Source organism: Saccharopolyspora tripterygii (genome assembly GCF_054778355.1).
The window spans coordinates 266,830-287,634 of record NZ_BAAGZP010000008.1 but is presented as its reverse complement, the minus strand read 5'-3'; the positions used below and the strand labels follow the sequence as shown (position 1 = coordinate 287,634).

The window sequence follows — 20,805 nt, the reverse complement described above, 5'->3', positions numbered from 1 at the left end:
TCCCGTGCCCCGGACCTCCAGCGAGGTCCGGGGCGCGGTGGGAGCCTGCCGTTCCCGGTGATGGCGACGTAGCGCACCTAAGGTGTCCACCGTGGACGGAGGTGCGGAGTGGTTCAGCTGATCCTGGTTCTGATCGGGGCGCTGCTGGTCACGGCTTTGGCCCGGAGCCGGGAGATCGCGGCGCCGCTGCTGCTGGTGGCGGTCGGGATGGCCGTGTCGCTGGTGCCCGGGCTCGACGAGCTGCGCATCGAACCGGAGCTGCTGCTGACCGTCGTGCTGCCGCCGCTGCTGTACGCGGCGGCGCTGGACAGCTCGTTCACCAACTTCCGGGCGCGGATCCGCCCGATCGTGCACCACGGCGTGCTGCAGGTGATCGCCACCTCGTTCGTGCTGGGCTGGATCGCGTTCATGCTGATCCCGGACTTGCCGCTGGCCTCGGCGATCGTGCTCGGCGCGGTGATCGCACCGCCGGACGCGGTGACGGCGGCGGCGATCGGCCGCCAGCTCAAGCTGCCGCGACGCGTGATGACGGTGCTGGGCGGCGAGAGCCTGATCAACGACGCGGCCGCGCTGACGATCTACCGGATGGCGGTCACCGCCGCCGCGGGCACCACCCCGACGCTCGGCCAGGGAGTCTGGGTGTTCGGGCTGGCCGTGGTGGTCGGCGTCGTGCTGGGCCTGGGCTTCGGGATGCTCGCCCAGCTGGCCCGCCAGCACGTCCCGGACGTGCAGGTCGCGACGCTGCTGGGCGTGCTCGTCCCGTTCATCGCCTACCTGACCGCCGAGGAGCTCGGCGGGTCGGGAGTGCTCGCGGTGGTCACCGCGGGCTTGTACGTGGGCCACAACCTGCCCCGGGCGCGCGCCGCGGGGCGGCTGCAGGAGCACACCGTGTGGGCGGCGATCAACCTGCTGCTGGAGAGCCTGGTGTTCGCCTACATCGGCCTGCAGCTGAAGTCGGTGGTCACCGAGGTCCTCGATTCCGGCCGGCCGATGGGCGGGATCGTGCTGGCCACCTTGCTGATCCTGCTCTCGGCGGTCGCGTTCCGGGTGCTGTGGATGTTCGCCTCGAACTACCTGCCCGGCGTGTCCCACCTGCTCGCGAGCGCGCTGAGACCCGGCAGCAGGTGGCGGCGCACGACGGTGCTGGCCTGGGCGGGGATGCGCGGCGTGGTGACCCTCGCGGCGGCGGGCGCCATCCCGTTCAGCGACGAGAGCGGCGCTCCGCTGCCCGGCCGCGAGGTGATCCAGTTCGTCGCCGCGGTGGTCACCGTCGGCACGATCCTGGTGCAGGGCACCACGTTGCCGCCGCTGATCCGCCTCCTGGGAGTCACCGACCCGGAGGAGGCGCGCAGCGACGACCGGGCGGAAGCCGAGGCCCGCAGGATCGCCACGAACGCGGCTCTGGCCCACCTGGACGAGCTGACGCCCGCGGAGGCCGGGTGCGAGCGCCCCGCTCTGGACCGGATGGTCGCCCGGATCCGGGACCTGGTCGAGCACCAGGGCCTGGCCGCCGCCGAGCAGGTGGGGCGCACCCCGGCCGAGCGCGCCGACACCTCGACGAGGACGTTCTCCGAACTGCGGCGCGACATCATCGAGGTGCAGCGCTCGGCGATCGCGGACGAACGCGACGCGGGCAACCTCGACGACGAGGTGCTGCGCCGCGTTCTCCGCGAGCTGGACCTTCAGGAAGCGGCCCTCGAAGGCTCCTGGCGGAACCGATGAGGGTGGAAGTTCTCATGAAAACTTCCACCCCCGTGACCAGAGAGAGGTTTTCATGGGAACTTCCGTACCCGTGGAGTGAGGGAAGTTCTCATGAAAACCTCCACCCCCGTGACCAGAGGGAAGTTCCCATGGGAACTTCCGTACCCATGGGGTGAGGGAAGTTTTCATGAAAACTTCCCCCGCTTTTGCCCGGGTCAGGCCATCGTGTGGCGCACGATCGTCTGATCGCGCCCCGGGCCCACGCCGATCGCCGACACCCGAGCTCCGGAGAGCTCCTCGATGCGCTCGATGTAGGCGCGGGCGTTGGCGGGCAGGTCCTCGAAGGTGCGGCAGTCGCTGAGGTCCTCCCACCAGCCCGGCATCTCCTCGTACACCGGAACCGCGTGGTGCACACCGGTCTGGGTCATCGGCATGTCCTCGACCCGCTCGCCGTCGACGTCGTAGCCGACGCAGATCGGGATGGTCTCCAGGCCGGAGAGCACGTCGAGCTTGGTCAGGAAGTAGTCGGTGATGCCGTTGACGCGGGTCGCGTAGCGGGCGATCACCGCGTCGAACCAGCCGGTGCGCCGCGAGCGGCCGGTGGTCACGCCGAACTCGCCGCCCTGCTTGCGCAGGTTCTCGCCCGCCTCGTCGGTCAGCTCGGTCGGGAACGGCCCCGCTCCGACGCGCGTGGTGTAGGCCTTGAGGATGCCGATCACCGCGTTGATCTTCGTCGGGCCGACGCCGGAACCGGCCGAAGCGCCACCGGCGGTCGGGTTCGACGAGGTGACGAACGGGTAGGTGCCGTGGTCGACGTCGAGCAGGGTGCCCTGCGAGCCCTCCAGCAGCACCGTCTCGCCGCGCTCCAGCGCCTTGTTGATCAGCAGCTTGGTGTCGGAGATGCGGCCGGCGAACTTCTCCGCCTGCTCCAGCACCGTGTCCACGACCTCTTCCGCGTCGATGGCGCGGCGGTTGTAGACCTTGACCAGGATCTGGTTCTTGATGTCGAGGGCGGCCTCGACCTTCTGGCGCAGGATCTTCTCGTCGAGCAGGTCCTGCATCCGCACGCCGACGCGGGCGATCTTGTCCTGGTAGCAGGGGCCGATGCCGCGGCCGGTGGTGCCGATCTGCTTCTTGCCCAGGTACCGCTCGGTGACGCGGTCGATGGCCACGTGGTACGGCATGATCAGGTGCGCGTCGGCGGACAGCAGCAGCCGCGAGGTGTCGACCCCGCGCTCCTCCAGCCCGGCGAGCTCCTCGAGCAGGACGCCCGGGTCGACGACGACGCCGTTGCCGATCACGTTCGTCACACCGGGGGTGAGGATCCCCGACGGGATGAGGTGCAGCGCGAAGTCCTGCCCGTCCGGGAGCACGACGGTGTGCCCCGCGTTGTTGCCGCCCTGGTAACGCACGACCCACTGCGCCTGCTCGCCGAGCAGGTCTGTCGCCTTACCCTTGCCTTCGTCGCCCCACTGGGCGCCGATCAGCACGATCGCCGGCATGTGAAACTCCAACCTGGACTGGGTGGTCGCCAGCGTGACCGCACGCTTCGCCCGCGCCCACCACGGGGTATGCCGGTCGATCAGGGTAAACCAGGAGCAAAACGTGAGTACCACCGCATTGTCCTGCGGAAACGTTGGTGGCGCAGCGCGTCCGTCCGATGACCGTGCGCAATGGCACGACGTTTCCGCCGCGCCGGGTCGTCACGAGGTCGATCCGCTGCTGGCAGAAGCAACCGATCGGGTGGTCGTGCGCGGCACCGACATGGACCTCGCGGCCGTCGTGCTGCGGCTGCTGCGCAAGGAGCGGCTGACCGAGCTGACCGTCGGGTACGTGCCGGTGGCCGACTCCCCGGTGGCGCGGCTGTGGGGGCTGCGCGCCGACGACGTCGAGCGGGCGCTGACCGCTCCGCCTCGGCCCGTGCCGCTGATCAGGGACGATTCGGGCGGGATCCTGCTGGGAGAGGGCGTGATCGCGCCCATCACCGGGCAGGCCTACTGCGATGACGAGCAGGTCCTCAACGGTGCCGCGCAGAGCCTCGTGGTCTCGCCCGACCCGGACGCCGCGCCGCTGCCGGACCCCACGGCCGACCCGCTGAACCACACGATCGAGCCGGCGATGGACGGCCTGCGGGTCACGACGACCCGGCGCGGCCTCCTCCGCCGCCGGACCGGCGTGGCGCGCGGCAGGGCGTTCCAGGCATCGTTCCGGCCCGCCACCGTGCGGCACGACGGAAGCGATCATCCGCGGCCGATGGAGAAGTGGGTCTGGTACCGGCACACCGAGGACCTGAACCTGGCGCGCTGATCACCGAGTGTGTGGAATTCACATTCGGGTAGCTCTATCGGTGGCGACTTCACGCCATGTCACCTTCCGGCCACTCCGCGGCATTGAATCGGCCACCCGCGTGGGCAATCGTCGTTCTCACGCAGGCGATCAAGCCCACCGCGGAGGAAGCCATGACACGTTCGTTGCGCACCACTCTCGCCGCGCTGCCGCTGGCCGGCCTGATCGGGCTCGGACTGGCCGTGCCGGCAGGCGCCGAGCCGCCGGGAATCCCCGACCCGGCCACCGCCAAGACCCAGCTAGGCGAGCTGACCGTCGCCCCCGAGGGCTCGATGGACGGCTACGACCGGGAGAAGTTCCCGCACTGGAACGAGGGCTCGGACGGCTGCAGCACCCGTGAAGCGGTCCTCAAGCGGGACGGCGACGACGTCGAGGTCGGCTCCGACTGCTACCCGACCTCGGGCAGCTGGCTGAGCACTTACGACGGTGAGACCTGGACCCAGCCCTCGGACCTGGACATCGACCACGTCGTGCCGCTGGCCGCCGCGTGGCGCTCCGGTGCCGCCGAGTGGACGCAGGAGCAGCGCCAGGCCTTCGCCAACGACCTGGAGGGCCCGCAGCTCATCGCGGTCACCGACAACGTCAACCAGGAGAAGGGCGACCAGACCCCGGACACCTGGATGCCGCCGGCGGCCGACTACCACTGCACCTACGCCTCGATGTGGGTCGGCAGCAAGCACAAGTACGAGCTGACCGTGACCGAAGCGGAGAAGGGCGCCCTGCAGACGGCCCTCGACGGCTGCTGACGGATCACCCGCGAGAACGGGCATCTCCCGGCGTGGAGATGCCCGTTCCTCGTCTCGGCGGGAGGCATACTGCGGGCATGGGCGACTTGCGCACGACGCTGACCGCACCACCTGGCGGGGTGATGACCGACGAGGTCGGCGTGATCACCGGTGACCTGGAGCTCGCGACCTCGTGCGAGGAGAGCACCGTGCGGGTGTGGATCCGCTACTCCGGCGCCGAGGAGTGGTACCGGCTCTCCGCCGCCGACTGCGAACTGCACGACCCGCGCGACCACGAACCGCTGCACGCGTCGCTCGCCGCGGTCCTGAACCGGCCGTAGAGCGCCTCCCGGCGCTCGCCGGTCCCCTTTTGGGCGTGTCGCGGAAATGCAGCGGTAGCCGCCCTTTCAGACTTGGGGCTCAGCCGTTTCCTAGTCCTCCGTCGGGTGCAGCGGCGGTAGGACTGCGACGGCCTCGGTGCGGGTGAGGCCGGAGGCCTGCAGCAGGTCGACCGCGATCGAGCGGACCTGCAGCACCACGACCTGCATCGAGAAGTCACCTTCGCCGAGCAGCTCCACCGTGGACTTCGCGGCGACCGAGCGGGCGGCTTCCCTGGCCTGCAGCGGATCCTTGCCGCTGGCCAGCTCGTCGCGCAGCAGCACCACGGTGCCCGCGAGCTCCTCCAGCATCCCCGGGAGCGGGCGCGGCACGGGTTCGCCGTCGCGCAGCGCGGCCAGCGCCCTGCGGGCCAGCACGCGGGTGTTGCGCAGCGCGCGATCGATGGGCGTGGATGCGGTGTCGTAGCGGTCGAGGTCGCGTCGCCTGCGCCAGCGGATCGGCGCGAACCTGGCGATCTCCGCCCCGCCCTCCAGCGCGGTGCGGAACTCCTCGACGGCCTTCTGGCTCTTGCGCGCGTCGGCCAGCACGTCCGAGGCCATCGAGACGTCCTGGTGCGCGATGGCGGTCGCGATCCCGCGCAGCGCGTCGGTGAGCGCGCCGAGCACCACGCGCCCGTGACGGTGCGCGACCGACAGCGGGTTGGCGGGCAGCAGCGCGGCCACGACGAAGCCGACGAGCCCGCCGACGGCGGCGTCGATCATCCGCGTCGGTCCACCGCTCGTCGCCGGTGGCAGCAGGGTCGCGACCAGGACCGATGAGGACGCCGCCTGCAGCACGATCACGCCGCCGCTGTCCAGCAGCACCGCCGTGGACATCGCCAGCGCCACGACCAGCGCGATCTGCCAGGTGCCGGTGCCGATCACCGAGATCAGCACGTCGCCGACCCCGATGCCGATGCTCACGCCGACGACCAGCTCCAGGGCCCGCCGCATCCGCTGCCCCAGCGAGACGCCCAGCGAGATCACCGCGGCGATCGGGGCGAAGAACGGCGCGACGTGGCCGACGACGTCGTGCGCGAGGAACCAGGCCAGCCCGGCCGCCACCGCGCACTGCACGATCGGGATCCCGGAGCGCAGCAACCGGCGGAGCCTCCGGCTCAACTCCTCACGCAAGCGGTGCACGATCCCATCCTCCGCCACCGAACCCGCGCGCCCGGCCCCGGTGCGCGAGAACCGGCGTCCTCGCGGACCGGGGTCGTCCCGGGTTCGAGCGGGTGGGTCAGGCGAGATCGGTGGCCTCTAGGGAGGCCGGGTCGCTGTCCTCCAGGAGCTGGCGGCAGCGGTCGAACTCCTCGGTCTCGCCGATGGCGCGGGCGGCCTTGGCCAGGGCCGCGACCGAGCGGAGGACGCCGCGGTTGGGTTCGTGGCGCCACGGGACCGGGCCGAATCCCTTCCAGCCCGAGCGGCGCAGGGCGTCCAGGCCGCGGTGGTAGCCGGTCCGCGCGTACGCGTAGGCGGCGATGTGCTCGTCGCTGCTCAGGGCGTTCTCGGCGAGCGTGGCCCAGGCGGCGCTGAACGCCGGGTGCTGCGCCGCGACCTCGGCGGGGTCGGTGCCTGCGTCCAGGGCGCCCTGCGCCTCCGGGCTCTCCGGCAGCAGCGTCTCCGGCGGCTCCAACAGATTCCTCGTCATGCCCCAATCCTCGCACCAAGAGCCGCGACGACGATGGTCCGTCCACCCGGTGGGCGGACGGACCATCGTCACTGCGTGCGGATCCGGACGATCAGCCGGCGATCATGCGGCCTGCGGACTTGAGGACCTCGCAGCCCTGGGCGACACGAGCGGCCATGGCCTGCTCGGCGACCTTGAGGTAGCTGCGCGGGTCGTAGGTCTTCTTGTTGCCGACCTCGCCGTCGATCTTCAGGACACCGTCGTAGTTCTTCAGCATGTGGTCCGCGATGGGCCGGGTGAAGGCGTACTGGGTGTCGGTGTCGATGTTCATCTTGATCACGCCGTAGGAGACCGCCTCGTGGATCTCCTCCAGCAGCGAACCGGAACCACCGTGGAAGACCAGGTCGAACGGCTTGGAACCGGCGGCCAGGCCCAGCTTCTCCGACACCACGTCCTGACCCTGCTTGAGGATCTCCGGGCGCAGCTTGACGTTGCCCGGCTTGTAGACGCCGTGCACGTTGCCGAAGGTCGCGGCCAGCAGGTACCGGCCCTTCTCGCCGCTGCCCAGGGCCTCGACGGTCTTGATGTAGTCACCGGCTGCGGTGTAGAGCTTCTCGTTGATGTCGTTGGCGACGCCGTCCTCCTCGCCACCGACGACACCGACCTCCAGCTCAAGGATGATCTTGGCCTTGGCCGACAGCTCCAGGAGCTCCTGCGCGATCTGCAGGTTCTCGTCGAGGTCGATCGCCGAGCCGTCCCACATGTGCGACTGGAACAGCGGGTTCTCGCCGCGGTTGACCCGCTCCTGGCTGATCTGGATCAGCGGCCGGACGAAGCCGTCGAGCTTGTCCTTCGGGCAGTGGTCGGTGTGCAGCGCGATGTTCACCGGGTACTTGTCGGCGACGACGTGCGCGTACTCGGCGAGCGCGGTGGCACCCGTGACCATGTCCTTGACCTTGGTGCCGGAGGCGAACTCCGCGCCACCGGTCGACACCTGGATGATGCCGTCACTCTCGGCCTCGGCGAACCCGCGCAGCGCCGCGTTGAGCGTCTCCGACGAGGTCACGTTGATCGCTGGGTAGGCGAACTCACCGGTCTTCGCCCGGTCCAGCATCTCCGTGTAGACCTCGGGGGTCGCGATGGGCATCGGTCATCCTCCTCAGATGGAGTTCGGTCGTGAAGACACGAGATCGCGCAGCATCCTAAGAACCCCTGCGCACGGTTGGCGGCGCAGCTGGGCAGGTACCACTCTTTCGCGCGTCACAGTGCCCCAGCGGTGTTGTTTTGAAAAGTTGGTGCAAGGATTCAGAAAACGATCCTGTGCACATACTCACACGACGCGGCAGCCGCTTCCTACAGCCACGCGCCGGTGACGATCTCCCACTGGCGGATGGTGGTCGAAGCCAGCACTCCCGCCTTGGCGTACGGGTCGGCCGACAGGACCTCCCGCAGCTCGGCCTCGTCGGCGACCTCGTAGATGATCTGCGCGCCCGCGCCGTCGGTGTAGGGCCCGCCCGCCAGCAGCACGCCCTTCTCGGCCAGGCCCTTCGAGTACTCGCGGTGCTCCGGCCGGACCTCCAGCCGCTTGTCCTCGTCCGGGCCGTAGACCAGCTCGACGACGAACCTCGCCATGCGTGCCTCCTGTGGTGGCGTTCGTGGTGGCGTTTTCAACGATCTGCACCGACGCTAACCCGAACCCGGCACGCGCCCCCCTCCTCGCCCGGTAGGTTCTCGGATCATGGGCGGTGAATCGGAAGGGATCGAGCGCAGCGTCGAGAAGACCTTCGGCACGCTGCGGAAGCTGGACGGCGTCCACCGGGAGACCCAGCAACCGCTGTCCCTGGAGGACATCTACAAGCAGCAGCGGATGCGCATGGTCCGGCTGGCGATCCTGCTGGTGGACGACATCAGCAGCGCCGAGGACGTGGTCCAGGAGGCCTTCACCGGGCTGTACCGCAACTGGTCCGGGCTGCGCGACGCCAACGCCGCGATCGCCTACCTGCGCACGGCGGTCGTCAACGGTTCGCGCTCGATGCTGCGACGGCGCAAGACCGCCCGCGAGTACCAGCCGCCGCACCAGGCCAACGCGCGCTCCGCGGAGTCGCTGGCGATGCTCACCGCCGAGCACCAGTCGGTGGTGGACGCGCTGGGCAAGCTGCCGCGCAGGCAGCGCGAGGTGCTGGTGCTGCGCTACTACGGGAACCTGTCGGAAGCGGAGATCGCCGAGTCGACCGGGGTTTCCAAGGGAACGGTGAAGTCGACCGCCAGCCGCGCGCTGGAGGCGCTGCAGAAGCACATCGGTGGCTGACCCGATCGGACGCGGTGCTGCCGCGACGGGGTGAGAGGTCGGTGCTGAGCCGTAAAACACCGATTTTGGTGTAGACCACTGGGTCACGTTTGGCGGAGGATCGTAGGTGTGAACACTGCCGAACTGATCCTCACCGGCGCGCGAGTCGTCACTCCGGGCGGAATCGCACGACCCGGCTGGGTGCGGGTGTCCGCGGGCAAGATCGCCGCCATCGGCGACGGTGCCGTCCCGCAGGGCCCGGCGATCGAGCTCTCCGGGCGGTGGCTGGTGCCCGGCTTCGTCGACGTCCACTGCCACGGCGGTGGCGGGGGCTCGTTCACCTCCCTCGAACCCGAGCAGACCGAGACCGCGGTGGCCCACCACCGCGCGCACGGCACCACGACGATGCTGGCCAGCCTGGTGTCCGCGCCGATCCCGGAGCTGGTCAAGCAGATCGCCACCCTGGCCGAGCTGACCGCCTCGGGCATCATCGCCGGTGTTCACCTCGAAGGACCGTTCCTCTCCCACGCCCGCTGCGGCGCGCACGCGCCCGAGGCGCTCCGCGCGCCCGAGGCCGACGACGTGCGCCAGCTGCTCGACGCCGGCCGCGGCGCGGTCCGGATGGTCACCCTCGCCCCCGAGCTCCCCGGCTCGGTGGAGGCGGTCCGGCAGCTCGTCGACGGAGGCGCGATCGCCGCCGTCGGGCACACCGACGCCGTCGCCGAGCAGGTGCTGGCGGCCGTGGACGCGGGGGCGACCGTGGCGACCCACCTGTTCAACGGCATGCGCCCGCTGCACCACCGCGAGCCGGGGCCGGTCGGCGCGCTGCTCGACGACGAGCGGGTCAGCGTCGAGCTGATCTGCGACCTCGTGCACCTGCACCCGACGATCGCCCGGCTGGCCGCGACTCACGCCGGAACCGACCGGACGATCCTGGTCACCGACGCCATCAGCGCCACCGGCGCCGGGGACGGCACCTACGAGCTGGGCGCGCTGCCGGTGACCGTCGTCGACGGCGAGCCCCGGCTGGCCGACGGATCGCTGGCGGGCAGCACGCTGACGATGGACGCGGCCTTCCGCAACCTGGTGCGCGACTGCGGCCTGTCCGTGCCCGCCGCCGTCGCGGCCACCGCGACCAACCCGGCCCGGCGGCTCGGCCTGACCGACGTGGGCGAGATCCGCGAAGGCGCGGACGCGGACCTAGTGGTGCTCGGCGACGACCTGGACCTGCAGGGCGTCATGCAGCGCGGCCAGTGGCTCACCCCGCCCGCCTGACCTGGTGGTTCACCGATTTCCGGTGATTGGTGCCGGTGCCTGGTTAGGGTCGGGGGATGACCGGCCGGGAAACCGAGGACGCGCTGTCCGCCGCACTGCGCGCGCGGGCGAGCGGCAGCCCCTCGTCGTCGCAGCGCACGCAGCGCCCCAATTCCGTGCCGGCGCTGCTCTTCGTGATCATTCTGGGACTTCTGGCCGGACTCATCGCGGCGAGCATCACACTCGCTTACCCCATCGGGTGATCACAGGTGTGCGCTGCGTTGATGTCCGATTGCTCTCCCGGAATCCGGGCACACCGGCGTCACGGTACCGTTGGCAAGCGTGACGACCGAATTCGCCGCCGCGGCACAGCCCGCGCTCGCTCTGCTTCCGGATTGGCTGAATCCGGAGAACATCGTCTCTGGTCTGGGCCCGTTCGCGCTGATCGGCGTCTGCCTGATCATCTTCGCCGAGTGCGGCCTGCTCATCGGGTTCTTCCTGCCGGGTGACTCGCTGCTGTTCGTGACCGGCCTGTTCGTCGCCACCGGTTCGATCAACACGCCGATCTGGCTGGTCTGCGTGCTGCTCGCGGTGTGCGCGTTCGTCGGGAACGTGACGGGGTACTGGATCGGGCGCAAGGTCGGCCCGGCGATGTTCAACAAACCCGACTCGAAGCTGTTCAAGCGCGAGCACGTGGACAAGACGCACGCCTTCTTCGAGAAGTACGGCGCCCGCGCGATCATCCTGGCCCGCTTCGTGCCGATCGTCCGCACGTTCATCACGGCCGTGGCCGGCATCGGCCAGATGGATCAGAAGAAGTTCTTCAGCTACTCGGCCATCGGCGGTGTGGCCTGGACCCTGAGCATGACGCTGCTCGGGTTCTTCCTGGGCAACATCCCGTGGATCCGCAACAACATCGAGTCGATGGCGATCATCATCGTGGTGATCTCGATCGTGCCGATCATCATCGAGTACATCAAGGGACGCCGCGAGAAGGCCCGAGAAGCAGCCTGACGCAGCGCACCCAGACGCGAGACGCGCCCCTGAGGAACCTCAGACGCACCTCTCGAACAGAGCCGGGCATCCCCACCGCGGGTGCCCGGCTCCTTCGCGTGAAATCCCAGTTTTAGTCCAAACCGAGCCATGATCATGCCCGAAATGTCCGCTCAGTTTGGACTAAAGCTGGGAACGGTCTCACCAGGCTTGGGTGAGGTCGGCGTGTTGCTGGACCCAGGTGTGCATGACGACGCCTGCGGCGACGCCGGCGTTGATGGAGCGGGTCGAGCCGAACTGGGCGATGGACACCACCAGGTCCGCCTCCCGGCGGGACTCCTCGTGCAGGCCCGGGCCCTCCTGGCCGAACAGCAGCACGCAGCGGCGCGGCAGCTCGGCGCGCTCGACCGGGACCGCGCCCGGCGCGTTGTCCACCGCCACCACGGACAGCCCCTCGTCCCGCGCCCACGCGCTCAGCGACTCGGCGTCCGGGTGGTGGTGGACGTGCTGGTACCGGTCGGTGACCATCGCGCCGCGCCGGTTCCACCGGCGACGGCCCACGATGTGCACGGCCCTGGCCAGGAACGCGTTGGCGGTGCGCACCACGGTGCCGATGTTGTGGTCGTGCTGGAAGTTCTCGATGGCCACGTGGAACTCGTGCCGCCTGCGGTCGAGGTCGGCCACGACCGCCTCCCGCTTCCAGTAGCGGTAGTGGTCGACGACGTTGCGCCGGTCGCCGTGCTCCAGCAGCTCCGGGTCGTAGCGCTCATCGTCGGGCCAGGTTCCCTCCCACGGCCCGACGCCGACGCTGGTGCCCCACTCGGTGGGCCCGACGTCCTCGCTCACGCCAGTCCGAGGTCGGACAGCCCCAGCAGCGTGCGGTAGGGCAGACCGGCTTCCTCGATCGCTTCGCGCGCACCGGTGTCCCGGTCGACGACGGTCGCGACTCCGATCACCTCGGCGCCGCCTTCGCGCAGCGCCTCGACGGCGGTGAGCACGCTGCCCCCGGTGGTCGAGGTGTCCTCCACCGCCAGCACCCGCCTGCCGACGACGTCCGCCCCCTCGATCTGGCGTTGCATCCCGTGGGCCTTCGCGGCCTTGCGCACGACGAAGCAGTCCAGGCCGGGACCGTCGGCGTGCATCATGGCGGCGGCGACCGGGTCGGCGCCCAGGGTGAGTCCGCCGACGGCGGTGTAGTCCCAGTCAGCGGTGATCTGCCGCAGCAGACTCCCGATCAGCGGGGCCGCCTGGTGCTGCAGGGTCGCCCGGCGCAGGTCCACGTAGTAGTCGGCCTCCTTGCCGGAGGACAACGTCACCTTGCCGTGCACCACCGCGAGCTCCTTGACCAGACGGGCCAGTTCGGAGCGCTGCTTCTCGTTCACCACGAGGCTCGAGGATAGTTCTCAGGTCCGGCCGGGGACGGTGCGGGTGACCACCATGCGCTGCAGCTTCTTCGGGATGAGCCGTCCGACCGCGACGAGCGCCTTGTACTGGGCTCCCGGGATCGACACCGGCTTGCCCGCGCGCAGGTCGGCCAGCGACTCGTGCACCACCTGGTCGGCCTGCAGCCAGAAAGCGCGCGGCAGCTTGCCCATCTCCAGGCCCGCGCGCTCGTGGAACTCGGTCTGGGTGAAGCCGGGGCACAGCGCCATGATCCGCACGCCGGTACCCGCCAGCGACGTGGCGAGCCCCTCGGAGAAGGCGATCACGTACGCCTTGCTGGCGGCGTAGGTGGAGCCGGAGACGGTGAAGAACCCGGCGACGCTGCCCACGTTGACCACGTCACCGCGCCCGCGCTCGCGCATCCCGCGCACCGCCGCGTGGGTCAGCTCCAGCACGGCGGCGACGTTGACGTCCAGCTGCCGCTGCAGCACCTCGGGCGTCATGTCCCAGAAGGCGCCGCCGGTGCCGAACCCGGCGTTGTTGATCAGCACGTCGACCGGCTTTGCCGGGTCCGCGAGGCGCTCGGCGACCCGGGCGCGCTGCTGCGCGTCGGACAGGTCGGCGCGCAGGACGTCGACCCGCACGTTGTGCCTGGTCTGCAGCCGGTCGGCGAGCTCTTCGAGCCGTTCGGCATCGCGCGCGACCAGGACCATGTCGTGGCCCTCGGCGGCCAGGCGACGTGCGTAGGCGCGGCCGATGCCCGCGGTGGCGCCGGTAACGAGTGCGGTAGGCATGGGCCGAACCTACCCGGTCTCGTAAGTGGACCCCTACTGGATGTGCTCGGAGGGCTCCTCGGCCTCGTCCTGCGCCTTCGCCTCGTTGGGATCGCTGTCGAACGGGTCGACGAGGTCGGCGAGATCGCCGAGGTCGCGCAGCAGGCGCTCCAGGCGCGCCGGGTCGGCGTCGGCGGGGTGCAGGGCGGCCAGCACCCAGTCGTTCTCCAGCCACACCACGGTGACGTCCTGGCCGATCTCCTCGGTGGCGTCGACCAGGTCGGCGGTGACCAGCGGGCGGGCGGCGGCGACCTCGGTGACGAAGGCGTAGCGCGAACCGACCGGGCCCAGCAGGTCCAGCCCGGTGTCCTGGGGGACCGGCACGTCCGGGAGCCACAGCTCGATGGTCGCCGGGGTGGTGCGGCGGCAGCGCACGCCCACCAGGACGGCGACGTTCTTGCCGCCGGCCTCGAGGTCCAGCACGTAGACCTGGCGGCGTCCGTCAGCGGTGAACGTCGAGCCGGCGACGACGTCGGTCGCGCTGCTCGTCCCGTACTGGGCGAGCACGCCGCGCTCCCACCGCGTCGGCAGGACGCGGTCGACTTCCGCGAACTGCCAACCGCGCAGCGCCGCCCAGCGGCGCCGCTCCCGGTTGTTCGACGTGCGCTGCGACCGGTCGGAGATCAGCAGCGCGACGCCGGCGACGATCGCGACGACGGCGACTAGGAACCAGAGCCACGCAGGTATGCCCACACCGGGCAGGGTAGTCCGAACATCGCGGAACTCGAAGATCACCTGGGCATCCGAATCCGAACCGCTCGTTCGGTTGACCTTGACGTGCGAAAACCGGATCGCGGCGAGATCACTCGGCGCGGTTGTCGCACAGCGCGCGCCACTCGGCCGCGTCGGGAGCGGGACCGCGGAGCGCCGCCCCTTCCGATCGCAGCCCCTCCAGGACCAGGCCCAGGTAGCGGGTGCGCAGTTCGGCCCGGCGGGGCTCGCTGGTCGGCAACGACGGGTTGAGGTGCTTGAACAGCAGCAGGACGTCGGTCCAGTCGACGTCGGAGCGCAGCTGCCCGGCGCGCTGGGCGTCCTCGACGAGGGCTTCGATCACCTCCGCGACCCGCTGCTGCAGGTCGCGGAACTCAGCCGAGAAGGTGTGCCGCTTCTCCAGCTGCGGCAGCACGGTGCCGATGCCCGAGCCCTCCCGCAAGCAGCGGTGCATGAACCGGCTCAGCGCCCGCCACGGGTCGCCCTCCTCGGCGCTGGCCGCTTCGGCTTCGGCGATCACCAGGCGGAACGCGGCGATGCGCACCTGCTCGACGAGTGCGTCCTTGCTCGGGTAGCGGCGGTAGATGCTGGCCACGCCGACTCCGGCGCGCTGAGCGACCTCGGTCATCGGAGCGGCCATCCCGTGCTCGGCGAACACCTCTCGGGCGGCTCGGATGACAGCGTCGTCGCGCTCGATCGCTGCTGTGGCCATAGCCACAAGGCTACGCCGCGCGGAATGGTTCGTTCCGCTAAGAGGTTGTCGTTCACCGGACCCCACCGGCCCCGATCGAGCGCAGAGGAACCCCATGACGACCGAACTGGTTCGCCCCCGCCCGCAGCGCGAGCGAGGACTGTCACGTTCCGGCTCGTTCTGGCTCATCGGCGCCGTCTACGCCCTGTTCCTGATGGCCTCCACCGCGCCGTCCCCGATGTACTCGCTCTACCAGCAGCGATGGGGCTTCACCAACACCGTGCTGACGGAGGTCTTCGCCTCCTACTCGGTGGCGATCCTGGTGGCGCTGCTGCTGTGCGGATCGCTGTCCGACCACGTCGGGCGGCGCCCGGTGCTGGTGGGCGCGCTGGTCGTGGAGATCGCCGCGGTCCTGGTGCTGGCGCTGGCGCCCGGGGTCGGCTGGCTGTTCGCCGGTCGCGTCCTGCAGGGCCTGGCGACCGGTGCGGCGACGAGCGCGATCAGCGGCGCGCTGCTGGACTTCCAGCGGCCGGGGACCAGCAGGGGTTCGCTGCTCAACGGTGTCGCCGCCGCGCTCGGCATGGCCGGAGGGTCGTTGCTGTCCGGCGTCCTGGTGCAGTTCGCCCCGGGGCCGATGCTGACCACCTACCTGCTGCTCGCGGTCGGTTTCGCGGTGGCGGTCCCGCTCGTGCTGGCGATGCCGGAACCGGTGCTGGAGGTCAGCTCGCTGCGCGTGGCGCTGCGGCCGCGCAGGCCGGTCGTGCCCGCCGGGCAGGGCGGCCGGTTCGCGCTGATGTCGACCATGGTGCTGGCCTCGTGGACCGTCGGCGGGATGTTCATGTCGCTGGCCCCCTCGGTGGCCAAGGGCATGGTGCACGACGACCCGAGCCTGATCAGCGGTCTGCCGGTGGCGGTGCTGGCAGGCGTCGGTGGGCTCACCCAGCTGCTGCTGGCGCGCTGGCCCGCCGCGCGGGCGGTGCGCGTCGGCGCGGCGCTGATGATCATCGCGCTCGCCGGTGTCGCGGGCGCGGTCGTCTCCAGCCACGCCGACCTGTTCTTCGCGTCCGCGGCGGTGCTCGGCATCGGCTGGGGGCTGATGTTCATGGGCGCCTTCCGGATGCTCACCGGGCTGGCCGCGCCGCACCAGCGGGCGGGCACCGCGGCGATGATCTACGTCGTCGCCTACCTCTCGGCCACGGTCCCCGCGGTCGTGCTCGGCTACATCAGCACGGTCACGGACCTGACCACGGCCACCCTGGTCTTCACGGCGGCGGCTTCGCTCTTCGCCGCGACCGCGGCCCTGTCCACCTACCGCCGGTGAGGGGTGGGGAAGTTTTCATGAAAACTTCCCCACCCCCCCGAACGAGAAGCCCGACCCGAAACCTCCCGTGACCACGAGACCGCGTCTGCGGGGTCAGGTGGTGGTGTCGACCGTGAGGGCGCCGTTGTCGTCGGTGACGTCGATGCGGACCTTGTCGCCCTCGCGGATGTCGCCCGCCAGGAGCTTGCGGGCGAGCTGGTCGCCGATCGCCGACTGCACCAGGCGGCGCAGCGGGCGGGCACCGTAGACCGGGTCGAAACCGTTGAGCGCGAGCCAGTCCCGGGCCGCCGGCTGGACGTCGAGGGTCAGCCGCCGCTGCGCGAGCCGCTTGGCCAGCCGGTCCACCTGGATGTCCACGATGGACGTGAGCTCCTCGGTGTTGAGCTGGTGGAACACCACGACGTCGTCGAGCCGGTTGAGGAACTCGGGCTTGAAGTGCCCGCGCACCACCGACATCACGGCGTCGTCGCGGTCCCGCTCGCTCAGGTTGGGGTCGGCGATGGCCTGCGAGCCGAGGTTGGAGGTCAGCACCAGGATCGTGTTGCGGAAGTCGACCGTGCGCCCTTGGCCGTCGGTGAGCCGCCCGTCGTCGAGGACCTGCAGCAGCACGTCGAAGACGTCGGAGTGGGCCTTCTCCACCTCGTCGAACAGCACCACCGAGTAGGGCCTGCGGCGGATCGACTCGGTGAGCTGACCGCCCTGGTCGTGACCGACGTAGCCGGGCGGGGCGCCGACCAGGCGCGACACCGAGTGCTTCTCGGAGTACTCGCTCATGTCGATGCGGATCATCGACCGCTCGTCGTCGAACAGGAACCCGGCCAGCGCCTTGGCCAGCTCGGTCTTGCCGACGCCGGTCGGACCCAGGAACAGGAACGATCCGGTCGGCCGGTCGGGGTCGGCGACACCGGCGCGGGTGCGCCGGACCGCGTCGGAGACCGCGCGCACCGCCTCGTCCTGACCGACGACGTGGGCGCCGAGGGCGTCCTCCATGCGCAGCAGCTTGGTGGTCTCGCCCTCCATCAGGCGCCCGGCGGGGATGCCGGTCCAGGCGCTGACCACGTCGGCGACGTCGTCGGCGGTGACCTCCTCCTGCAGCATCGCCTTGCGCTCGGTCTGCGCGCGGGTGGCCGATTCCAGGTCCTTCTCCAGCGCCGGGATGCGCCCGTAGCGGAGTTCGGCGGCCTTGCCGAGGTCGCCGTCGCGCTCGGCGCGCTCGGACTCGCCGCGCAGCTGCTCCAGCTGGGTCTTGAGGTCCCGGACCTTGTCGATGGACTCCTTCTCCTGCTGCCAGCGCGCGGTGAGCCCGGAGAGCTTCTCGCGCCGGTCGGCGAGTTCGGCGCGCAGCGAGGCGAGCCGCTCGACCGAGGCCGGGTCGGACTCCTTGGCCAGCGCCATCTCCTCGATCTCCAGCCGTCGCACGGCGCGCTCGACCTCGTCGATCTCCACCGGCCGCGAGTCGATCTCCATCCGCAGCCGGGACGCGGCCTCGTCGACCAGGTCGATGGCCTTGTCCGGCAGGAACCGCGCGGTGATGTAGCGGTCGGACAGGGTCGCGGCGGCCACCAGCGCGCCATCGGTGATCCGGACGCCGTGGTGGACCTCGTAGCGCTCCTTGAGCCCGCGCAGGATCGCGACGGCGTCCTCCGGGCTGGGCTCGCCGACCAGCACCTGCTGGAAGCGCCGCTCCAGCGCGGCATCGGTCTCGATGTGCTCGCGGTACTCGTCGAGCGTGGTCGCGCCGACCATGCGCAGCTCGCCTCGGGCCAGCATCGGCTTGATCATGTTGCCCGCGTCCATCGCGCCCTCGCCGGAGGCACCGGCGCCGACGATGGTGTGCAGCTCGTCGATGAAGGTGATCACCTGGCCCGCGGAGTCGGTGATCTCCTTGAGCACCGCCTTGAGCCGCTCCTCGAACTCACCGCGGTACTTGGCACCCGCCACCATGGAGCCGAGGTCGAGGGAGATGACCCGCTTGCCGCGCAGCGATTCGGGCACGTCGCCTGCGACGACCCGCTGCGCGAGCCCTTCGACGATGGCCGTCTTGCCGACTCCGGGTTCGCCGATGAGCACCGGGTTGTTCTTGGTCCGGCGGGACAGCACCTGCACGACCCGGCGGATCTCGGCGTCCCGGCCGATCACCGGGTCGAGCTCGCCGGCGCGGGCCCGCTCGGTGAGGTCCTGGCCGTACTTCGCCAGCGCCTGGTAGGTGCCCTCCGGGTCCGGGCTGGTCACGCGTGCGGAGCCGCGCACCTCGGTGAAGGCCTCGCGCAGGGCGTCGGGGGTGGCGCCGTGCTTGCGCAGCAGGTCGGCGACGCGGCCGCCCTCGGCGGCGAGCCCGACCAGCAGGTGCTCGGTGGAGACGTACTCGTCGCCCATCTCGGTGGCGAGGCGCTGCGCGTGGGAGAGCGCTTTGACCGACTCGCCGGACAGCTGCGGGGCGCCGACCGTGCTGCCGGTCGCGGCGGGCAGCGAGTTCGTCAGCGATTCGAGCTCGCGCCGCACATCACCGACCTCGGCCCCGACTGCGCTGAGCAGGGGCGCGGTCAACCCGTCGCCCTGGGCGAGCAGGGAGCCGAGCAGGTGGGCGGGGCCGACGTCCGGGTTGCCCGCCACCGTGGCGGCCTGGACCGCGGAGGAGATCGCCTGCTGGGTCTTCGTCGTGGGGTTGAACGCGTCCATTCCTCACCTCGTGCCGGTTTTGCGCCTGGCCATCCCGCTTGTCGGCGCCAGACTCCACACGTCCAACGTAACAAAAGTTGAGCCGGTTCCGCTCAAGGGAGATTCACACCTTTTCTCGCTTTTCACGACGCGTCAACGAGAGGTGCGACCAATCGGGCGAAAAGTCGACATATTGTTACGCTACGTACTTGCTTTGGATCACGTCACTCGCTTGGCTGATGCGCCATGACCTACACCTTGGCGCCACCGCCACCGGATGGCGAACTCATCCTCGCGGCCGACGCCGGCCCGCTCGCCCGCATCGAGGACACCATCAACAACGTCTTCACGCCGATCTCGGAGGGCTTCTCCGGGTTCGTGTTCGGTGAGATCACCGTCTTAGGCGTGACCTTCCCGTGGATCGTGGCCTGGCTGGTGATCGCCGCGACGGTGTTCACCCTGGTCTTCGGCTTCGTGCAGATCCGGAACTTCAAGCTCGCGGTCGACCTGGTCCGCGGCAAGTACACCAGCAAGGACGAACCGGGCGAGATCAACCACTTCCAAGCGCTCGCCTCAGCCCTGTCAGGAACCGTCGGTCTGGGCAACATCGCCGGTGTCGGTGTCGCGGTCACCGTCGGCGGCGCCGGTGCGACCTTCTGGATGATCCTCTGCGGCCTGCTCGGTATGGCGACCAAGTTCGTCGAGTGCACCCTCGGTGTGAAGTACCGCGAGATCGACGCCAACGGCAACGTCCACGGCGGTCCGATGCACTACCTGCGCAAGGGCCTCGCCGAGCAGATCCCCAACGCCTTCGGCCGCGGTCTGGGCAAGGTGCTCGCCGTGCTGGCGGCGATCATGATCCTGCTGTTCGGCGTCGGCGGCGGCAACATGTTCCAGGCGAACCAGACCTTCGCCCAGGTGCGCGACGTCACCGGCGGCGATCAGGGCCTGCTCGGCTCGGACGGCGCCGCGCTGATCTTCGGCATCATCCTGGCGATCATCGTCGGCTCGGTCGTGGTCGGCGGCATCAAGTCCATCGGCTCGGTGACCAGCAAGCTGGTCCCGGCGATGGCGATCATCTACGTCCTGGCCTCGCTGACGGTCATCGGCGTCAACATCACCGCGGTGCCGGATGCGGTCGTGGCCATCGTCCAGGGCGCGTTCACCCCGGAGGCCGGTTTCGGCGGTCTCATCGGTGTGCTGATCGTCGGCTTCCAGCGCGCCGCGTTCTCCAACGAGGCCGGTATCGGCTCGGCGCCGATCGCGCACTCCGCGGTCCGCACCCAGCACCCCGCCACCGAGGGCCTGGTCGCGCTGCTGGAGCCCTTCATCGACACCGTCATCATCTGCACGATGACCGCGCTGACCATCGTCATCGCGCAGCCGCAGCTGTGGGTCGAAGGCCAGAAGGCGGTGCTGGCGGGCGGTGAGGAGCCGGACGGCGTCACCGTGACCTCCGAGGCCTTCGCCAGCGTCCTGCCCTGGTTCCCCTACGTGCTGACCGTGGCGGTCGTGCTCTTCGCCGTGTCCACGATCATCACCTGGGGCTACTACGGCCAGCGCGCGTGGCTGTTCCTGTTCGGCAACACCTCGGCGAGCCGGAACATCTACAACGTGGTGTTCTGCCTGTTCGTGATCGTCGGTTCGGTGCTGAGCCTGAGCAGCGTCATGGACTTCACCGACGCCGTGCTGTTCCTGCTCGCCCTGTTCAACATCATCGGGCTCTACATCATGATCCCGGTGGTCAAGAAGGAGCTGGCCGCCTACAAGGCCAAGATCCGCTCCGGCGAGGTCCGCAAGGTCGACGAGAAGTCCGGGGTCTGATCCCGGACTTCAACGCGAAGAAGCCGTGCGCACCCCCGACGTGCGCACGGCTTCTTCTTTCGCGGAGCGGT

21 protein-coding genes are annotated in these 20,805 nt (G+C 70.1%); 10 read left to right on the top strand and 11 right to left on the bottom strand.

From position 1 onward, the window contains the following. Window positions 1-108: 108 nt before the first annotated feature. Complete coding sequence (locus ACYVF3_RS06760) at window positions 109-1,722, top strand: Na+/H+ antiporter (RefSeq protein WP_461153325.1); 1,614 nt, start codon at window positions 109-111, stop codon at window positions 1,720-1,722. A gap of 194 nt (window positions 1,723-1,916) precedes the next feature. Here ACYVF3_RS06760 and ACYVF3_RS06755 read toward each other — a convergent pair whose 3' ends face one another. Further along, complete coding sequence (locus ACYVF3_RS06755; RefSeq protein WP_461153324.1) at window positions 1,917-3,203, bottom strand: adenylosuccinate synthase; 1,287 nt, start codon at window positions 3,201-3,203, stop codon at window positions 1,917-1,919. A 103-nt stretch (window positions 3,204-3,306) separates the two neighbouring features. On the opposite strand from ACYVF3_RS06755, the gene ACYVF3_RS06750 reads away from it, so the two are divergent. The 3 genes from ACYVF3_RS06750 to ACYVF3_RS06740 all read left to right on the top strand — a co-directional run bounded on the left by ACYVF3_RS06750 (window position 3,307) and on the right by ACYVF3_RS06740 (window position 5,113). Further along, complete coding sequence (locus tag ACYVF3_RS06750; protein ID WP_461153323.1) at window positions 3,307-4,008, top strand: hypothetical protein; 702 nt, start codon at window positions 3,307-3,309, stop codon at window positions 4,006-4,008. 152 nt (window positions 4,009-4,160) lie between these two features. Next, window positions 4,161-4,793: an HNH endonuclease family protein gene (locus tag ACYVF3_RS06745; RefSeq protein ID WP_461153322.1), complete on the top strand. Its 633-nt coding sequence runs from the start codon at window positions 4,161-4,163 to the stop codon at window positions 4,791-4,793. A 77-nt stretch (window positions 4,794-4,870) separates the two neighbouring features. Beyond that, on the top strand, window positions 4,871-5,113 hold the full coding sequence (locus ACYVF3_RS06740) for a hypothetical protein (RefSeq protein ID WP_461153321.1): 243 nt from the start codon (window positions 4,871-4,873) through the stop codon (window positions 5,111-5,113). Between the two features lie 90 nt (window positions 5,114-5,203). Here ACYVF3_RS06740 and ACYVF3_RS06735 read toward each other — a convergent pair whose 3' ends face one another. From ACYVF3_RS06735 to ACYVF3_RS06720, 4 genes are all read right to left on the bottom strand, one after another. Next, window positions 5,204-6,292, bottom strand: coding sequence for an FUSC family protein (locus ACYVF3_RS06735; RefSeq protein ID WP_461153320.1), 1,089 nt, complete (start codon window positions 6,290-6,292; stop codon window positions 5,204-5,206). A gap of 97 nt (window positions 6,293-6,389) precedes the next feature. Further along, the gene (locus ACYVF3_RS06730; protein WP_461153319.1) at window positions 6,390-6,800 is read right to left on the bottom strand and encodes a DUF3151 domain-containing protein; all 411 of its coding nucleotides are present in this window, start codon (window positions 6,798-6,800) and stop codon (window positions 6,390-6,392) included. Window positions 6,801-6,891: 91 nt separating this feature from the next. Next, complete coding sequence (fbaA, locus tag ACYVF3_RS06725) at window positions 6,892-7,926, bottom strand: class II fructose-bisphosphate aldolase (protein WP_461153318.1); 1,035 nt, start codon at window positions 7,924-7,926, stop codon at window positions 6,892-6,894. A 206-nt stretch (window positions 7,927-8,132) separates the two neighbouring features. Then, window positions 8,133-8,411, bottom strand: a complete 279-nt coding sequence (locus tag ACYVF3_RS06720; RefSeq protein WP_461153317.1) for a YciI family protein — start codon at window positions 8,409-8,411, stop codon at window positions 8,133-8,135. 106 nt (window positions 8,412-8,517) lie between these two features. Between ACYVF3_RS06720 and ACYVF3_RS06715 the strand changes: the two genes are divergently transcribed. The 4 genes from ACYVF3_RS06715 to ACYVF3_RS06700 all read left to right on the top strand — a co-directional run bounded on the left by ACYVF3_RS06715 (window position 8,518) and on the right by ACYVF3_RS06700 (window position 11,334). Next, a complete protein-coding gene (locus tag ACYVF3_RS06715) occupies window positions 8,518-9,087 on the top strand; it encodes a SigE family RNA polymerase sigma factor (protein ID WP_461153316.1) in 570 nt (189 codons plus the stop codon). Between the two features lie 99 nt (window positions 9,088-9,186). Further along, window positions 9,187-10,341 carry an N-acetylglucosamine-6-phosphate deacetylase gene (gene nagA / locus ACYVF3_RS06710; RefSeq protein WP_461153818.1) on the top strand — a complete coding sequence of 385 codons (1,155 nt, stop codon included), beginning with the start codon at window positions 9,187-9,189 and terminating at the stop codon, window positions 10,339-10,341. A 56-nt stretch (window positions 10,342-10,397) separates the two neighbouring features. Next, window positions 10,398-10,583: a hypothetical protein gene (locus ACYVF3_RS06705; RefSeq protein WP_461153315.1), complete on the top strand. Its 186-nt coding sequence runs from the start codon at window positions 10,398-10,400 to the stop codon at window positions 10,581-10,583. A gap of 79 nt (window positions 10,584-10,662) precedes the next feature. Beyond that, window positions 10,663-11,334, top strand: coding sequence for a DedA family protein (locus ACYVF3_RS06700; RefSeq protein WP_461153314.1), 672 nt, complete (start codon window positions 10,663-10,665; stop codon window positions 11,332-11,334). Window positions 11,335-11,514: 180 nt separating this feature from the next. Here the strand turns inward: ACYVF3_RS06700 and ACYVF3_RS06695 are convergent, their stop codons facing one another. From ACYVF3_RS06695 to ACYVF3_RS06675, 5 genes are all read right to left on the bottom strand, one after another. Then, window positions 11,515-12,159: a TrmH family RNA methyltransferase gene (locus ACYVF3_RS06695; RefSeq protein ID WP_461153313.1), complete on the bottom strand. Its 645-nt coding sequence runs from the start codon at window positions 12,157-12,159 to the stop codon at window positions 11,515-11,517. Beyond that, a complete protein-coding gene (pyrE, locus tag ACYVF3_RS06690; protein WP_461153312.1) occupies window positions 12,156-12,698 on the bottom strand; it encodes an orotate phosphoribosyltransferase in 543 nt (180 codons plus the stop codon). Before pyrE ends, ACYVF3_RS06695 begins: the two co-directional genes overlap by 4 nt. Before the next feature lie 18 nt (window positions 12,699-12,716). Next, entirely contained in the window at window positions 12,717-13,490 is a 774-nt protein-coding gene (locus ACYVF3_RS06685; RefSeq protein WP_461153311.1) for an SDR family NAD(P)-dependent oxidoreductase, read from the bottom strand. A 33-nt stretch (window positions 13,491-13,523) separates the two neighbouring features. After that, window positions 13,524-14,222 carry a type III secretion system chaperone family protein gene (locus tag ACYVF3_RS06680; RefSeq protein ID WP_461153310.1) on the bottom strand — a complete coding sequence of 233 codons (699 nt, stop codon included), beginning with the start codon at window positions 14,220-14,222 and terminating at the stop codon, window positions 13,524-13,526. 109 nt (window positions 14,223-14,331) lie between these two features. Then, window positions 14,332-14,952 (bottom strand): TetR/AcrR family transcriptional regulator, encoded by a 621-nt coding sequence (locus ACYVF3_RS06675; RefSeq protein WP_461153309.1) that lies wholly within the window; start codon window positions 14,950-14,952, stop codon window positions 14,332-14,334. Between the two features lie 94 nt (window positions 14,953-15,046). Between ACYVF3_RS06675 and ACYVF3_RS06670 the strand changes: the two genes are divergently transcribed. Continuing rightward, window positions 15,047-16,252: an MFS transporter gene (locus ACYVF3_RS06670; RefSeq protein WP_461153308.1), complete on the top strand. Its 1,206-nt coding sequence runs from the start codon at window positions 15,047-15,049 to the stop codon at window positions 16,250-16,252. 93 nt (window positions 16,253-16,345) lie between these two features. Here ACYVF3_RS06670 and clpB read toward each other — a convergent pair whose 3' ends face one another. Further along, window positions 16,346-18,931 carry an ATP-dependent chaperone ClpB gene (gene clpB / locus ACYVF3_RS06665; protein ID WP_461153307.1) on the bottom strand — a complete coding sequence of 862 codons (2,586 nt, stop codon included), beginning with the start codon at window positions 18,929-18,931 and terminating at the stop codon, window positions 16,346-16,348. 225 nt (window positions 18,932-19,156) lie between these two features. Between clpB and ACYVF3_RS06660 the strand changes: the two genes are divergently transcribed. Beyond that, window positions 19,157-20,734: an alanine/glycine:cation symporter family protein gene (locus ACYVF3_RS06660; RefSeq protein WP_461153306.1), complete on the top strand. Its 1,578-nt coding sequence runs from the start codon at window positions 19,157-19,159 to the stop codon at window positions 20,732-20,734. Window positions 20,735-20,805 lie beyond the last annotated feature (71 nt).

Excerpts from the sequence above, each read along its gene's own strand:
- ACYVF3_RS06715 (WP_461153316.1), top strand. The coding sequence starts at position 8,518 with ATGGGCGGTGAATCGGAAGGGATCGAGCGCAGCGTCGAGAAGACCTTC.
- ACYVF3_RS06755 (WP_461153324.1), bottom strand. The coding sequence starts at position 3,203 with ATGCCGGCGATCGTGCTGATCGGCGCCCAGTGGGGCGACGAAGGCAAG.
- ACYVF3_RS06660 (WP_461153306.1), top strand. The coding sequence starts at position 19,157 with ATGACCTACACCTTGGCGCCACCGCCACCGGATGGCGAACTCATCCTC.
- ACYVF3_RS06740 (WP_461153321.1), top strand. The coding sequence starts at position 4,871 with ATGGGCGACTTGCGCACGACGCTGACCGCACCACCTGGCGGGGTGATG.
- fbaA (WP_461153318.1), bottom strand. The coding sequence starts at position 7,926 with ATGCCCATCGCGACCCCCGAGGTCTACACGGAGATGCTGGACCGGGCG.
- ACYVF3_RS06685 (WP_461153311.1), bottom strand. The coding sequence starts at position 13,490 with ATGCCTACCGCACTCGTTACCGGCGCCACCGCGGGCATCGGCCGCGCC.
- ACYVF3_RS06730 (WP_461153319.1), bottom strand. The coding sequence starts at position 6,800 with ATGACGAGGAATCTGTTGGAGCCGCCGGAGACGCTGCTGCCGGAGAGC.
- clpB (WP_461153307.1), bottom strand. The coding sequence starts at position 18,931 with ATGGACGCGTTCAACCCCACGACGAAGACCCAGCAGGCGATCTCCTCC.
- ACYVF3_RS06705 (WP_461153315.1), top strand. The coding sequence starts at position 10,398 with ATGACCGGCCGGGAAACCGAGGACGCGCTGTCCGCCGCACTGCGCGCG.
- ACYVF3_RS06720 (WP_461153317.1), bottom strand. The coding sequence starts at position 8,411 with ATGGCGAGGTTCGTCGTCGAGCTGGTCTACGGCCCGGACGAGGACAAG.
- ACYVF3_RS06670 (WP_461153308.1), top strand. The coding sequence starts at position 15,047 with ATGACGACCGAACTGGTTCGCCCCCGCCCGCAGCGCGAGCGAGGACTG.
- ACYVF3_RS06745 (WP_461153322.1), top strand. The coding sequence starts at position 4,161 with ATGACACGTTCGTTGCGCACCACTCTCGCCGCGCTGCCGCTGGCCGGC.
- ACYVF3_RS06675 (WP_461153309.1), bottom strand. The coding sequence starts at position 14,952 with ATGGCCACAGCAGCGATCGAGCGCGACGACGCTGTCATCCGAGCCGCC.